Annotated in this window: 13 protein-coding genes; 4 read left to right on the plus strand and 9 right to left on the minus strand. The window is 36.1% G+C overall.

Annotated features, from left to right (window positions below; all coding sequences use genetic code 11):
- On the plus strand, nt 1–627 hold a 627-nt coding region (locus tag VNJ50_RS12550; protein WP_325582433.1), incomplete at its 5' end, for a lycopene cyclase family protein.
- On the opposite strand, the gene VNJ50_RS12555 is transcribed toward VNJ50_RS12550, so the two are convergent.
- From VNJ50_RS12555 to VNJ50_RS12585, 7 genes are all read right to left on the minus strand, one after another.
- Nucleotides 613–1179 carry a TlpA disulfide reductase family protein gene (locus tag VNJ50_RS12555; protein WP_325582435.1) on the minus strand — a complete coding sequence of 189 codons (567 nt, stop codon included), beginning with the start codon at nt 1177–1179 and terminating at the stop codon, nt 613–615. The two genes, VNJ50_RS12550 and VNJ50_RS12555, sit on opposite strands and share 15 nt — an antisense overlap.
- A 104-nt stretch (nt 1180–1283) precedes the next feature.
- Entirely contained in the window at nt 1284–3554 is a 2271-nt protein-coding gene (locus VNJ50_RS12560) for an aconitate hydratase (RefSeq protein WP_325582437.1), read from the minus strand.
- Nucleotides 3555–3912: 358 nt separating this feature from the next.
- A complete protein-coding gene (locus tag VNJ50_RS12565; RefSeq protein ID WP_325582439.1) occupies nt 3913–4104 on the minus strand; it encodes a GldL-related protein in 192 nt (63 codons plus the stop codon).
- Nucleotides 4104–5057 carry an AAA family ATPase gene (locus VNJ50_RS12570; RefSeq protein WP_325582441.1) on the minus strand — a complete coding sequence of 318 codons (954 nt, stop codon included), beginning with the start codon at nt 5055–5057 and terminating at the stop codon, nt 4104–4106. Before VNJ50_RS12570 ends, VNJ50_RS12565 begins: the two co-directional genes overlap by 1 nt.
- Nucleotides 5058–5061: 4 nt before the next feature.
- Nucleotides 5062–6513 (minus strand): peptidylprolyl isomerase, encoded by a 1452-nt coding sequence (locus VNJ50_RS12575; RefSeq protein WP_414652893.1) that lies wholly within the window; start codon nt 6511–6513, stop codon nt 5062–5064.
- The gene (locus VNJ50_RS12580) at nt 6476–7348 is read right to left on the minus strand and encodes a peptidyl-prolyl cis-trans isomerase (RefSeq protein WP_325582445.1); all 873 of its coding nucleotides are present in this window, start codon (nt 7346–7348) and stop codon (nt 6476–6478) included. Before VNJ50_RS12580 ends, VNJ50_RS12575 begins: the two co-directional genes overlap by 38 nt.
- Complete coding sequence (locus VNJ50_RS12585) at nt 7323–9278, minus strand: peptidylprolyl isomerase (RefSeq protein WP_325582446.1); 1956 nt, start codon at nt 9276–9278, stop codon at nt 7323–7325. Before VNJ50_RS12585 ends, VNJ50_RS12580 begins: the two co-directional genes overlap by 26 nt.
- 347 nt (nt 9279–9625) lie before the next feature.
- On the opposite strand from VNJ50_RS12585, the gene VNJ50_RS12590 reads away from it, so the two are divergent.
- Nucleotides 9626–10081, plus strand: coding sequence for an SRPBCC family protein (locus VNJ50_RS12590; protein ID WP_325582448.1), 456 nt, complete (start codon nt 9626–9628; stop codon nt 10079–10081).
- A complete protein-coding gene (locus VNJ50_RS12595; protein WP_325582450.1) occupies nt 10074–10310 on the plus strand; it encodes a hypothetical protein in 237 nt (78 codons plus the stop codon). The genes VNJ50_RS12590 and VNJ50_RS12595 overlap by 8 nt, the downstream gene beginning before the upstream one ends.
- 66 nt (nt 10311–10376) lie before the next feature.
- On the opposite strand, the gene VNJ50_RS12600 is transcribed toward VNJ50_RS12595, so the two are convergent.
- Entirely contained in the window at nt 10377–11309 is a 933-nt protein-coding gene (locus VNJ50_RS12600) for a peptidylprolyl isomerase (protein WP_325582453.1), read from the minus strand.
- A 471-nt stretch (nt 11310–11780) separates the two neighbouring features.
- On the opposite strand from VNJ50_RS12600, the gene azu reads away from it, so the two are divergent.
- Complete coding sequence (azu, locus tag VNJ50_RS12605; RefSeq protein ID WP_325582455.1) at nt 11781–12296, plus strand: azurin; 516 nt, start codon at nt 11781–11783, stop codon at nt 12294–12296.
- A gap of 136 nt (nt 12297–12432) precedes the next feature.
- Here the strand turns inward: azu and VNJ50_RS12610 are convergent, their stop codons facing one another.
- On the minus strand, nt 12433–13434 hold the full coding sequence (locus VNJ50_RS12610; protein ID WP_414652894.1) for a lipoate--protein ligase: 1002 nt from the start codon (nt 13432–13434) through the stop codon (nt 12433–12435).
- Nucleotides 13435–13744: the final 310 nt, after the last annotated feature.

Genomic DNA, 13744 nt, shown 5'->3' on the forward strand with positions numbered 1-13744 from the left:
TTTCAGCCGGAAGCATTTACGATGATGGATTTTAGATTTCAATATAAAAACTCGACAAGTTTTATTTATGTCTTGCCATTTTCTGAAACCAAAGCGTTGGTAGAATATACGTTTTTTACGCCTTTTCTGGTGGAACCAAAAGTATATGAGAATGCGCTTAAAAATTATCTTGAAAATGAACTCAACGTCACGAAATATCGAATATTAGAAACTGAAACGGGCAATATCCCAATGACCGATTTTCCATTTTGGAAATTCCATAGTAAAAACATTACTAAAATTGGTACTGCCGCTGGTTGGACCAAAGGTTCTACTGGATATTCGTTTAAACATACCGAAAAAATGGTGGATAAATTGATTGAAAACGTCAAACAAGGACGGCAGCCATCAGATCAGTTATTCAAAAGAAAATTTAAGTTTTACGATAAGATTTTCTTGAAAGTCTTACATGATGAAAACGAAAAAGGTGTTTGGATTTTTGAACGCTTTTATTCAAAAAATCCTGCAAAAAGGATTTTTAGGTTTTTAGATGAAGAATCAACATTTTCGGAAGATATTGGTATTATGAACTCTCTTTTTTCAATGGCATTTATTAAAGCCTTTTTCAAAGTGCTATTCCGACTTTAGCAAATCGTCCAGTAGTTTCCTTACTTTATCACTATTCCAATCGGCTGCTCCCGTTTTATCAATTACTATATGGCCTTGTTGGTCCAAAATAAACGTTCTTGGAATGGACGAAACTTCCAAAAGTTCAGGATTTGGACTAATGGACGCATGGACCAAAAAATCATAATTATTTTTCTGTTTAAATTTTGAAACCACTTCTTGCGTTTCATTGGACACCAAAAGAAATACAACATCGTCTTTATAGTCTTTGTAAAGCTTTTCCATACTCGGCATTTCGGCAATACATGGCGGACACCAAGTGGCCCAAAAATTAACGAGCACCACTTTACCTTTGGCTTCGCTGAAGTTATATAACCGTCCGTTTTCATCAACAAGCTGCCAATCATAATCCGTTAATACAATGCGTTTATCTTCCTTAATCACCGACGGACTGATCATGGCCAAACCTTTTTGGAGAAACACTTGTATAGGCTGGCGTGTTTGCGGAATGAGAAGCAACAAAATCACGATGATAAAAATGATATTGCTACGTTGACTTTTCGATATTTTCATAACTTATAAGATTAAATCTTCAAAAATAATTTTGACATCAAATGGAAACAAAAAACTCCCAATATACATCGGGAGTTTTATGGATTATTTATGTCCAGATATGTTTAGTTTGAGGACGCATTTTGTTTTTTGATCAAGTTTAAAGCAGATCCTTCGTTAAACCAGTCAATTTGTTGCTGATTGTACGTATGGTTTACTTTAATGACATCCTTTGTGCCATCGGTATGAACAAACGCAATAGTTAACGGTCGGTCTGGTGCAAACTGATCTAAATCCAAGAAATTAATGGTATCATCTTCTTGTATCAAATCGTAATCACTTTCATTAGCAAAGGTCAATCCTAACATGCCTTGTTTTTTAAGGTTTGTTTCGTGGATTCGTGCAAAGGACTTTACAATTACTGCAGCAACACCCAAATGTCTTGGCTCCATGGCCGCATGTTCACGCGAAGAACCTTCACCATAATTATGATCGCCCACAACTACCGAATAGATATTATTGGCTTTATAATCACGCGCTACATCAGGAACACCTCCATACTCACCGGTCAATTGGTTTTTAACAAAATTGGTTTTCATACCAAAAGCATTTACTGCTCCGATAAGCATATTATTGGAAATATTGTCCAAATGGCCTCTATAACGCAACCATGGTCCTGCCATCGAAATATGGTCGGTAGTACATTTTCCATGAGCTTTTATCAATAATTTAGCACCTCTTATGGTATTTCCAATAGGTTTAAAAGGATCTAATAATTGTAAACGCTCAGATTTTGGATTTACGGTAACCTCTACATTGCTTCCGTCCTTAACCGGTTCGACATAACCAGAATCGATTACATCAAAACCTAATGGCGGCAATTCAAGACCTTGAGGCGCTTCCAATTTCACTTCCTCGCCATCTTCATTGATCAAGGTATCGGTCATTGGATCAAAATCCAAACGTCCTGAAATTGCAATCGCAGCAACCATTTCCGGTGATCCTACAAAAGCATGTGTATTTGGATTGCCATCGGCACGCTTGGAGAAGTTACGGTTGAACGAGTGCACAATCGTATTTTTCTCATCGCCTTTCATATCACTTCTGTCCCACTGCCCAATACAAGGTCCACAAGCGTTTGTGAATATGGTAGCGTTCAAATCTTCAAATACTTTCAAAACACCGTCGCGTTCTGCAGTAAATCGGATTTGCTCAGAACCTGGATTGATACCAAAATCTGATTTTGCTTTAATTTTTTTATCTACGGCTTGTTTCGCAATGGAAGCGGCACGCGTTAAATCTTCATACGAGGAGTTCGTACAAGAACCGATTAAACCCCACTCTACTTTAATTGGCCACCCATTTTCTTTAGCCAATTTACCAAGCTCGCCAACTGGAGTGGCTAAATCTGGTGTAAACGGTCCGTTTAAATGTGGACGTAATGTATCTAGATCAATTTCAATAACTTCATCAAAATACAATTCTGGGTTTTCATAAACTTCAGCATCTCCGGTTAAGTATTCTCTAATTTTATTAGCTTCATCAGCAATTTCAGAACGGTCTGTTGCTCTTAAAAAACGCTCCATCGAATCGTCATAACCAAAAGTTGATGTGGTTGCTCCAATTTCGGCACCCATATTACAAATGGTTCCTTTACCTGTACACGAAAGGTTTTTTGCACCTGGTCCAAAGTACTCAACAATAGCACCAGTACCACCTTTAACCGTTAAAATACCAGCTACTTTTAAGATGACATCTTTTGAAGCTGTCCAGCCATTCAGCTTTCCTGTTAATTTCACACCGATAAGTTTAGGAAATTTCAATTCCCAAGCCATACCAGCCATCACGTCAACAGCGTCTGCACCACCAACACCAATGGCAACCATTCCCAATCCACCAGCGTTAACCGTATGCGAATCTGTACCGATCATCATTCCACCAGGAAATGCATAATTTTCCAATACTACTTGGTGAATAATACCCGCGCCAGGTTTCCAAAATCCGATACCATACTTATTAGATACTGATGCCAAAAAGTCAAACACCTCACTACTGGTTTGGTTAGCACGCATTAAATCGGGTGCAGCACCTTGTTTTGCTTGGATTAAATGATCGCAATGTACTGTTGTCGGAACCGCTACTTTAGGTTTCCCAGCTTGCATAAACTGCAACAACGCCATTTGCGCTGTAGCATCTTGCAAAGCAATACGATCTGGAGCAAAATCAACATAGTCCTTACCTCTGCTAAAAGCAGTTGTAGGATTACCATCCCAAAGATGAGCGTATAAAATCTTTTCAGATAACGTTAAAGGTTTACCAACTATTGCACGTGCTTTGTCAACACGTTCCGGCATAGTTTTATAAACTTTCTTAATCATATCAATATCAAATGCCATAGAATATATTTTAAGGTTGCTATTTAATTATTTTTCTACCGAAGTTTCGGGTATGCAAAAGTACAAAACTTCAAAGACTTTTAAAAATATCTAACAAAATCTAAGAAGCAGTGAATAATATTTAATGAAAACACATTAAATCAACAGAAAATTGAGCTTTTTTTAATATTTGCAAACACAAAATATGAAATTATCATTTTTTGACGCATTCGTATACCATAAAATAACGCGGCATGACAAACGGTTCATATTTTTTTACAAAACACACCATAAAGTAGAGGAATTTGGCTTAAAAATTTTTGTAAAAAGTTGTGCTCTATTAAAAATAGATTAACAGATGAAGTAGAAACTTGAAGAACTACTTTTTAGAATTATAAGATTTAGCGTATGCCACAACCAATTTAAACAAACCAATAACTTCTAAAATCATTCCCACAATCAAAATCCCGTTTCCAGAAGGTCCGTGCATTATTTTGATCAAACTACCTAAAACGATGAGAACTGCTCCGGCCAACAACAAAATTAATGGAACTTTAAGTGTTTTGATCATCAGAATAAACTTTTAATAATTTGTTCGTCCGTAATTCCTTCGGCTTCTGCCTTATAGTTTTTGATGATGCGATGGCGAAGAATTCCGCGTGCAACAGCCTGTACGTTCTCGATATCCGGAGAAAATTTACCATGGATAACCGCATGGGTTTTAGCTGCAAGAATCAGGTTTTGAGAAGCCCTTGGTCCTGCACCCCAATCTACAAATTCTTTCACCAAAGCAGGTGCCGAAGCACTTTTTGGTCTTGTTTTTCCAACCATGGCTACTGCATATTCAACCACATTATCAGCTACAGGAACACGACGAATTAAGTTCTGAAAATTGGTGATTTCCTGAGCAGAAAACAAAGAGTTTATCTGTAATGCACGATCTGTAGTTGTCGATTTTACCACTTGGACTTCCTCTTCAAAAGAAGGATATTCTAAATTAATGGCAAACATAAAACGGTCCAACTGAGCTTCTGGCAACGGGTAAGTTCCTTCTTGCTCAATAGGGTTTTGTGTTGCCAATACAAAATACGGCAAACTTAAGCTATAATGATGGCCAGCAACAGTTACCGAACGTTCCTGCATCGCTTCTAAAAGCGCGGCTTGCGTTTTTGGAGGCGTTCTGTTAATCTCGTCCGCTAAAATAATATTGGCAAAAATAGGCCCTTTAATGAATTTAAAATGTCGGTTTTCATCCAATATCTCACTTCCTAATATATCACTGGGCATAAGATCTGGCGTAAATTGGATGCGTTTAAAATCTAAGCCCAATGCTTTGGCAATGGTATTGACCATTAAGGTCTTTGCCAATCCCGGAACACCAATCAACAAAGCATGTCCGCCAGAAAAAATTGAAATCAGGATTTGGTTAACTACCTCGTCCTGACCTACAATAACTTTGGCAACCTCAACTCTTAAGGCTTTATATTTTTCAACAAACTGCGCAATGGCAGCAACATCTGACATAGTATTATTTTTTTAACCAATTGCTATTAAAATCGCAATTTCTGTAATTTCCATTGATATTTATATAAGTGTCCATGATTTTCTCATTCATCCACTTTTCAATAGCCTTGAATTGTTCAGACTGCTCTGTTAAATTTTTGATTTTCAAATAATCTTTCGCAAAATCAGCTTCGTGCTCATCAACGCGATCGGTAACGGTTAAAATTTTGAATTTAATAGGATTGACCCGGTCTTCATCTTGAAGGACCATACTGATTTCACCATCTTTTAAACTTTCAATTTGGGTGTAAAGTTCTGGATCCATCTTAGTCAACTCAAAACTAAAATCCTGTGTACGGGGATTGATCAACTGGCCTCCATCAAATTTCGTTTCTTCTTCATCACTAAATTCCAATGCTGCTTGCCTAAAAGTAATATCCTTATCAATGATACGCTTTCTAACCAATTCAATCTTTTCCTTAGCTTCCTTGATTGCGGCTTGGGTCACTTCTGGACGCAATAAAATATGGCGCACATCATATTCTTGGCCTCTAATTTTTTCTAAGTAAATAATATGGTATCCAAAATCGGTTTCAAAAGGTTCAGAAATTTCACCCTCTTGCAATGAGAAGGCTACATCATTAAATTCCTTTACCATTTGTGGGCGCTTTCTGTTCAACGTATAAAAACCTCCCGTTTTACGTGACGCCACATCATCCGTATATAACACTACTTTTGAGGTGAAACTTGCCCCATTTTCAATGACATCATTTCTAAATTCGTTCAATCTATCGATAACTTTTTGCTTTTCGGCTTGTGCTATTTTGGGGATGACCACAATTTGCGCCACCTTTAATTCCGTACCAAAAATTGGACGTTCCTCTTTAGGGATATCATTAAAATACAGTCTTACCTCTTCTGGTGTAACCTCAATATCCTTCACTATTTTTTCCCTCATCCGTTCGGCAAGCTTTTGTTCTTTGTTTACGGCAACCATCTCTTCACGCAAACTTTGCTCATCTTCCTTATTGTAAAACTTAAGCATTCGTGGCAAACTACCGCCCAATTGCTCCAAGATATATTCAAATTGCTGATCTACCATAGAACGGATTTCCAAATCGTTAACCACAATACTATCCTGAATGGCGTGGTGGGCATAAAGCTTATCTTCCAACAATTTCCCAAACAACTGGCAACGCGATGGCATATCCGATTTAGAAACACCCGAAGCTTCAAGCTGTGCAAATTGTTTATCAACATCAGAATCCAAAACAACATAATCGCCAACAACAGCAACGACACCGTCAATTTTAATTCGTTTTTGGGTGGACGACGTATCCTTTACAATTTTTTGTTCTACAATTTCATCTTCAATGATTTCTTGTGCAAAACTAAAGGTGTAAGATAAAAGGACAACTAATGTTAAGACGAACTTGAGTTTAGTTGTAAATTTCAAATTGATTGTTTTTGATGGCATCTTTTGTGATATCTTTTTCAAATTGCTTGATGAGTTCTAATTTTCTACGATTTACTACGATTTGATTGACGGTAGGCCTCACATATTCTAATGGTGCATAATCATTATGGTTCAGGACCTCATTAATTTGGATCAAATATAGGTCTAATGAATCTTTGAGTTGTATAAAATTAGATTTTTTTAACAGTTCTTTTTTGTTATCGGCATTTAACACCGAAATTTTATCAATTACTTGGGATGCTTTTACCCAAATAGAATCGTTTAAGGAGTACGATTTGAACTGTATGGCTATGGAGTCGAGGAACCTTTTGTCATTGGCATCAAAACGTTTAAACCGCTTTTCAACATCCTCCTTATTTAATGCATTTTGAGATATGTTGATATACCTCAGCCTTATTAATTCTTCATTAAGCTTAAAGGATTCCTTATTGCTTTCGTACACTTTTTTTGCTTCAGATGTGGAAACGGCCGTATCGATATTTTTTTTCACCAAGGCTTCGACATAAGCATTAGTAAACAGATCATTGCGATATTGATTGACCAATTTATTAAATTCCTCTTGCTCTTTTTCGGGCAAGTTTAATTTGGCACCATCTACCAACAACAACTGTGTTGCCCAACGCGTAATATAACCATTGACCAAAAGCGTGCTGTCTTCAACCGAAGTGCCCTCTAAAACCAAACCCTCCACATCTTCTTTATAAAGAAAAGATTCTCCCACTCTGGCTATTGGCGTACGCGTCTCTGTAGGCTTAAAAAAATTGCACGACACTAACAAGCTACAGCCTATTAGTATATAAGCCGCTTGCTTAATCAACTTTATTTTGTTCTTCAATTTGCGTTTTTACTTTTTGTAAAACATCAGTGTTTATTTTGACCTCATAGCGTTCATTTAGAAGTTTTAACCACTCGGCTTCCAATACATTTTGATAGTCGCTGATTATTTTACCTTTGGCCTCGTCAAAAGTTTTGTTGGTTTTGGGCAATAAAGCTTTGACTTTTACAAGATGGTAAGCACCGTTGTAACGATAAATTTTAGAAAAACCTGTTCTAACTACACCTTCATTTGGTAAACTTGGATCGTTTGAAGTCATAATTTTTTCGGTAAACATCACTTTTTGCTCCTTATCGGTATTTAACTCCTTACTGATTTCTTTGGCCGATTTTCCTCTTCTTAAAAGTCGGGCTACAGCTTTCATATCATTTTCATTTGCAGAAGTTGCCATTTCGACATCCACTCTATCGTCCCAAAAATAATTATCTTTATGTTTACTATAATATTTCTGTAATCCCAAACTATCAGAAGCCGCGGCATTCCATACTTCCTTTTCCATCAGGTCAAATAACAACAGACCGTCTCGATATTCTTTTAAAACATGTGCATAATCCTCATTTTCAAACTCTAAATTATCCTCATGATATTTTAAAATCGCTGCTTTTTCAAAATCTTTATATTCTTTTTCAACAACCGCTTTAAAAGGCAATTTCTGATTTATATAAGCATGCTGGGCGCTCAACAACCGTTGTCCAAAATCATTATAATGTATGGTATCTTTTTGAATGGTCAATAAAATATGATCGGCCGTAAAGTTTTTAGGCAATTTCCAAGTGCCCGCAAAAAAATCAGCATTCAAAATAGATTCAAAATAGCCTAGGGCTGTGGCATTTGTTGCAATACTATAATTGGATTTTAACTTGTTGATCAATGCGTCGTCGATAAGTTTTGATCGAGAATCACGTCCAATTTGATTTTCGATATCAAATTTAACCTCATCAAACGGAAGCCTTTCTTTTTTGTTCAGCAATTTGACAATATGCCAGCCAAACTCACTTTGAACCGGTTTGGAATAATCGCCAACATTCTTCAACTCAAAAGCTGCATTCTCAAATTCGGGTGCATTTAATTGGCCGTAAGTGAAAGGTGATAATTGGCCGCCATTATCTGATGTGCTTTTGTCATCAGAATATTGTTTGGCCAAGGCCTCAAAGCTTTCGCCTTGTTTAATTCGTTTATAAACTTCGATGATCCGTTTTTCAGGATCCGGAATGCTATCTGCATTTTTATTAGATATCATTATATGTGCTACGGTAACCTCGCCCAATGACGGTCGTTTGTCTTCAACATTAACAATATGATAGCCAAAACGTGTGCGAAATGGTTTTGAAACACTCCCAACAGGCGTGTTGAATGCGGCGTTCTCAAATTCATAAACCATTTTAAAAGCTGAAAAGTAACCAAGATTTTCAGCAAAAATGGTTCTTCCATCATGAACACTATCTTTAACGGCATCAAAACCTTCTTTGATTACTCGATCGCGCAGTTTCATGAGTTGCTGATACACTTTTAAGGTATCGGTTTCATTTTCTTCCAAGCGAATTAAAATATGAGAGGCTTTCACCTCGTAACCCATTCTATCATAAGCTTCCTTAACCAAAACATCGGTTACTTTTGATTGGGTAACAAAACTTTTTACCAATTGGTTTTTATAGGAAGAAAACTCCTTTATATATTTAGGTTCTTTATCGAGTTCCAAACGCTTGGCTTCTTCTATTTTTAATTGATAATTGACAAACAATTTAAGATAGCTATCAATATCCTTTTGGCTTTCATCTTTAACCAAGTCCAAATTTTTGTTGTAAACCCTGATAAACTCATCCGCCAAAATTGGATTTTCATCAACCGTCAGCAACACCTCTTTAGAAATTTCTTGTGCATTGGCAACGGCAGTGAACCAGAGTATTAATAATCCAATATATAATTTCATTCTGCTATATTTGATGTTTTTATGGTAAGGAAAAATCTTACCAAAATAATTTAAAGAAAATCCTTCTCTTTTAGTTAAAAACCGATTGTCGATTTAGTGCAAAAATAATATAATTAGCGCATTATACAAGTTGCTTTTTTTTAACGATTCTCTTTTATATTTAGTATGTTAAGCTGTTCTTATTAATTGGCAATCCTAATATTAAGATTCTAATTGTCGAATAAATTAGTACGCTCTTTATGCAAACAACAACTCAACAGATTTATTAAACCTTTGACCTCCATCAACATTCAGTTTTATTTAAACCATGTATCTTTGCAAAATTAAATTTCATATCATCCCTCACAATGAAATACCAACTGGATATTCTAATAAAAGCCCCATTAAAGACCTGTATTGAAAAATTTGATACCACTGAAAACCTGAAACATTGGCAACGTGGATTTGTTTCTGCAGAGCATATTTCAGGAACGCCCAGAGCATTTGGATCAAAAATGAAAATGCACTTTAAGATAGGCAGTCGTCGTATTCCGCTTATCGAAACCATTACTTACAAAAACCTGCCCAATGCCGTTCATGGCATCTACACAACGAAAGGTTTGGACAATATTCAGGAAAACTATTTTGAAGCGACTACTGACAACTGCACCAAATGGATCAGTGTCAATGAGTTTGTGCCTTTAAATTTTAAAATGCTGCTTTTGGTTTTTCTGATGCCAAAAACATTTAAGAAGCAGACCTTATTATATATGAAAGATTATAAGAACTTTGTTGAAAAAGGAATTTCTGTTAGCCATGCGTAAACTAAAATTGATATGGGATTTTAAAGGTCCCGAAGGCATAAAAATCGCTGAACACCATGCCCTACATCTGAACGAATTTATTGAAGAAAAAAAATATGATGATGTCCATTCTGGATTTGAGGCCTTAAATGAATTTCATGCCATTGCTTATATTGTAGTACCTGAAGATGAGATGAAAGTTTTTAGGGATGCTTTAAAACCACATCGCGGACAAGTTTATGCTGAATAAAAAAAGTCCCATTAAAAAATGGGACTTCTTGATTATATCCTAGGTTCGCTTGCAACCAATACATTTTTATTTAACATCCATCAACTCCACATCAAACACCAAAATAGCATTTGGAGGAATCACACCGCCTGCGCCGCGTGAACCGTAACCCAAATCACTCGGAATGACCAAACGGGCCTTATCCCCAACCTTCAATAAACTAATGCCTTCATCCCATCCAGAAATAACCTGACCTACGCCCACTTGAAACTCTAAAGGTTCCTTGCGCTTGTATGACGAATCGAACACAGTGCCATCAGCCAGTTGGCCTTTGTAATGCACAGCAACGGTCTTTCCTTTTTCGGCTGCTTTTCCGTTCCCTTTATTAATAATTTTATAGCGCAATCCACTTGGTGTTTGTTCAAAACCTGCTGCTAATTCATTAAGTTCCGCTTCTCTTGCTTTACGTTCTTCAGCAATACGCTTTTCTCTTGACCCTTCAAAGGTTCTAAACGCTTCAACGGCATTAAAACTGGTAGCTTCAGCTCCAACTCTAACAATTTCCAACTTTTCAATCGCATCACCTTGAACGATAGCATCTACAACATCCTGCCCTTCAACGACATTACCAAAAACAGTATGCTTATCATCCAACCATGGTGTTGCCACATGAGTAATAAAAAACTGACTTCCGTTGGATCCCGGTCCTGAATTGGCCATTGACAATACTCCTGGAGCATCATGACGGAGATCTTTATGAAATTCGTCGTCAAATTTATATCCTGGATCTCCGGTTCCTGTACCTTGTGGACATCCGCCTTGAATCATGAAATCAGGAATCACACGATGAAATTTTAAACCATCATAATAAGGTGTGCCTTGTGGTTTTGCTGAATTTTCTAAATTCCCTTCCGCCAATGCCACAAAATTACCAACCGTTCCCGGTGTTATTTTGTATTCTAAATTAACCAAAATCTCACCCTTATTGGTGATGAATTTTGCATATAAACCGTCTTGCATTATCTTTTATTTTAATTTGAAGCTGCAAATATACGAATTGCACTCGAAAAATGATTTAAGATTAGCCAATTCGATTGGTTGGAAAAAACAGCTCAACTTTTCGCATACGAACATGACGTAGATTTTAATCTACTAAATATTAGAATTCTTAAATCAGAAAATTCAAACTAAATTAATGATGGCTTTTAAAAGCAATTCAGAATATGTCATACCTTTAAAAAACCATATTATTTGGCAATTGCATTATTTCAAGAACACATCCAAAAGAAAATAATAATGGCATTCAAGGTTTAAAGTTTCAAAATGGATAAACCTAAGAAGCTTATTTCAAAATATTATTTTGAATGATAGAGCGTTTAACCTTAACATATTTAATGGTTAGATATAAAAAATGCAAGGAATGATTTTGCTATTCTATAAATAGCAGTTAAATTTGCATATAGTTTATAATCAATCTAAATTAACATTAAGATGAAAAAAATAGTCTTTGTATTATTAGTTGCGCTTGCATTTAGCTGTGGCGATAACAAAAAAGAGCAAAAAGTTGAAACCAAAACTGAAACCAAAGCTGATAAACCAGCGTTTCCAACTTCAACCGCTGAGGCCAAAGATGGCGTCATTGTCATAGAAGGTAATGATCAAATGAAATTCAATAAAACCGAAATCCGTGTTAAAGCCGGTGAAAAAATCACACTTACTTTAAAGCATGTCGGTAAAATGGAAAAAGCAGTTATGGGTCACAATTGGGCATTGCTTGCTGCTGGTGCTGATGTGGCTACAATTGGTAATGCTGCTGCTATGGAGGCAGAAAACGACTACATTCCTGCAGAATATGCCGATCAGATTCTTGTTCACACTAAGATGATTGGCGGTGGTGAATCTGATACTATAGAATTTGAAGCTCCTACTGAGCCTGGCACCTATACCTTTATGTGTACGTTCCCTGGACATTATGCTTTGATGCAAGGTAAATTTATTGTAGAATAATTACGATAAATCATTAAAAAACACAAAAGCTGCAATTTAACATTACAGCTTTTTTTTTGTATATCATCAGGTATAAAAACAGATTTACATTACAATTATTGATGTTATTATTTTTTAATAATTCGCTAAATTTATTTTACTCATCTTCACCATAGATAAGTTCCATAAAATCAGCTTTAGGTAGGTCGCCAAAATAATCTTTGACCTCAATATCTTCCAGTAAAACAGAAATGTCTTCCAATTCGTAGCGTGCACCAATCAAAAGATTTTCAAGTTGCTCTATGGGTTCTTTTCCAAAGAAATCGCCATAAATCTTAAAATCGACAATATGTCCCTTTTCTACAAAAATCCTTAAATCAATTTCCCCGATAGCAAAGCGCTTGTTTCGCTGAATATTAAATTTTGGCGATCGGCCATAGTTCCAATCCCAAGTATCGTATTTCTCCTCTTTTAATTGATGTACAGCCTTCCATTCTTCAGACGTAAGACGATAATTTTCAAAGGGCTCACTTTCTTCATAAAGACCTTCGAGCAATAATTTCCGAAATTCGGCAATAGAAAGTGGCGCTTTCAAAAACTCAGAAATATTAGCCACACGGCTACGTACCGATTTATGGCCTTTAGATTGAATCTTGCTCATTTTCACATTAAGTGCATTGGCAACTTCGCCCAAGTTGGTATCATAAAGTAAGGTACCGTGACTCACCATCCGCTTGCCGGTAGAAAACTGCGCTGTTCCAGAAATCTTCTTGTCACTTACTTCAATATCGTTCCTTCCCTTTAACTCCGCATCCAAACCCAGTTGGTTCAAAACCTTGATCACTGGAGCCGTAAATTTTTTGAAATTACTCAAACTTTTTACATCGTGATTGGTAATAAAACTAAAATTAAGATTTCCAAAGTCGTGATAAACCGCACCACCGCCAGAAATACGTCTTACAACATGTATATTATTGTCTTCGATATAATTTTGGTTAATTTCCTCCAGTGTATTCTGATTACGCCCTATAATAATGGAAGGTTCATTGATATAAAATAGCAAATAATCATGGGCTGCACTAAAATTTCGCAAGGCATATTCCTCCAGAGCCAAGTTAAGCCTGGGATCGGTATGGTGTTCGTTTTCAATAAAAATCATCGTAAGCTTGTTTCTCACAAAGATAAATAATTGTGACATGACTAGCTCTAGTTAAATTGAATAAGATTGAAAACTAAGGATCAAAAAATATCCTATAAATGAATAGTTTCATAAAAGAGACCTTTAGATTTTTGTCGATAATTGTTCAAAACTGGCACAACACTTTATTCCATTTACAAGCTTTAAATTTTTTAAAATTGATGTTTTGGTAATTCTATTTTATAGGTTAGTTTTACCAAAATTAAATACATGAAGACTTTTTTTTCAAAGCTAAAAGGAGCTTTTGGCGACAAATCAATCGCAAAACCAC

This window comes from Gelidibacter sp., from assembly GCF_035577925.1.
In the GTDB taxonomy this organism is placed as follows: domain Bacteria; phylum Bacteroidota; class Bacteroidia; order Flavobacteriales; family Flavobacteriaceae; genus Gelidibacter.

What these genes read in the sequence shown, in the direction of transcription:
- VNJ50_RS12570 (WP_325582441.1), bottom strand. Translation starts at nt 5,057, where the DNA reads ATGTCAGATGTTGCTGCCATTGCGCAGTTTGTTGAAAAATATAAAGCC.
- azu (WP_325582455.1), top strand. Translation starts at nt 11,781, where the DNA reads ATGAAAAAAATAGTCTTTGTATTATTAGTTGCGCTTGCATTTAGCTGT.
- VNJ50_RS12575 (WP_414652893.1), bottom strand. Translation starts at nt 6,513, where the DNA reads ATGCCATCAAAAACAATCAATTTGAAATTTACAACTAAACTCAAGTTC.
- VNJ50_RS12595 (WP_325582450.1), top strand. Translation starts at nt 10,074, where the DNA reads ATGCGTAAACTAAAATTGATATGGGATTTTAAAGGTCCCGAAGGCATA.
- VNJ50_RS12565 (WP_325582439.1), bottom strand. Translation starts at nt 4,104, where the DNA reads ATGATCAAAACACTTAAAGTTCCATTAATTTTGTTGTTGGCCGGAGCA.
- VNJ50_RS12600 (WP_325582453.1), bottom strand. Translation starts at nt 11,309, where the DNA reads ATGCAAGACGGTTTATATGCAAAATTCATCACCAATAAGGGTGAGATT.
- VNJ50_RS12590 (WP_325582448.1), top strand. Translation starts at nt 9,626, where the DNA reads ATGAAATACCAACTGGATATTCTAATAAAAGCCCCATTAAAGACCTGT.
- VNJ50_RS12555 (WP_325582435.1), bottom strand. Translation starts at nt 1,179, where the DNA reads ATGAAAATATCGAAAAGTCAACGTAGCAATATCATTTTTATCATCGTG.
- VNJ50_RS12560 (WP_325582437.1), bottom strand. Translation starts at nt 3,554, where the DNA reads ATGGCATTTGATATTGATATGATTAAGAAAGTTTATAAAACTATGCCG.
- VNJ50_RS12585 (WP_325582446.1), bottom strand. Translation starts at nt 9,278, where the DNA reads ATGAAATTATATATTGGATTATTAATACTCTGGTTCACTGCCGTTGCC.
- VNJ50_RS12610 (WP_414652894.1), bottom strand. Translation starts at nt 13,434, where the DNA reads ATGATTTTTATTGAAAACGAACACCATACCGATCCCAGGCTTAACTTG.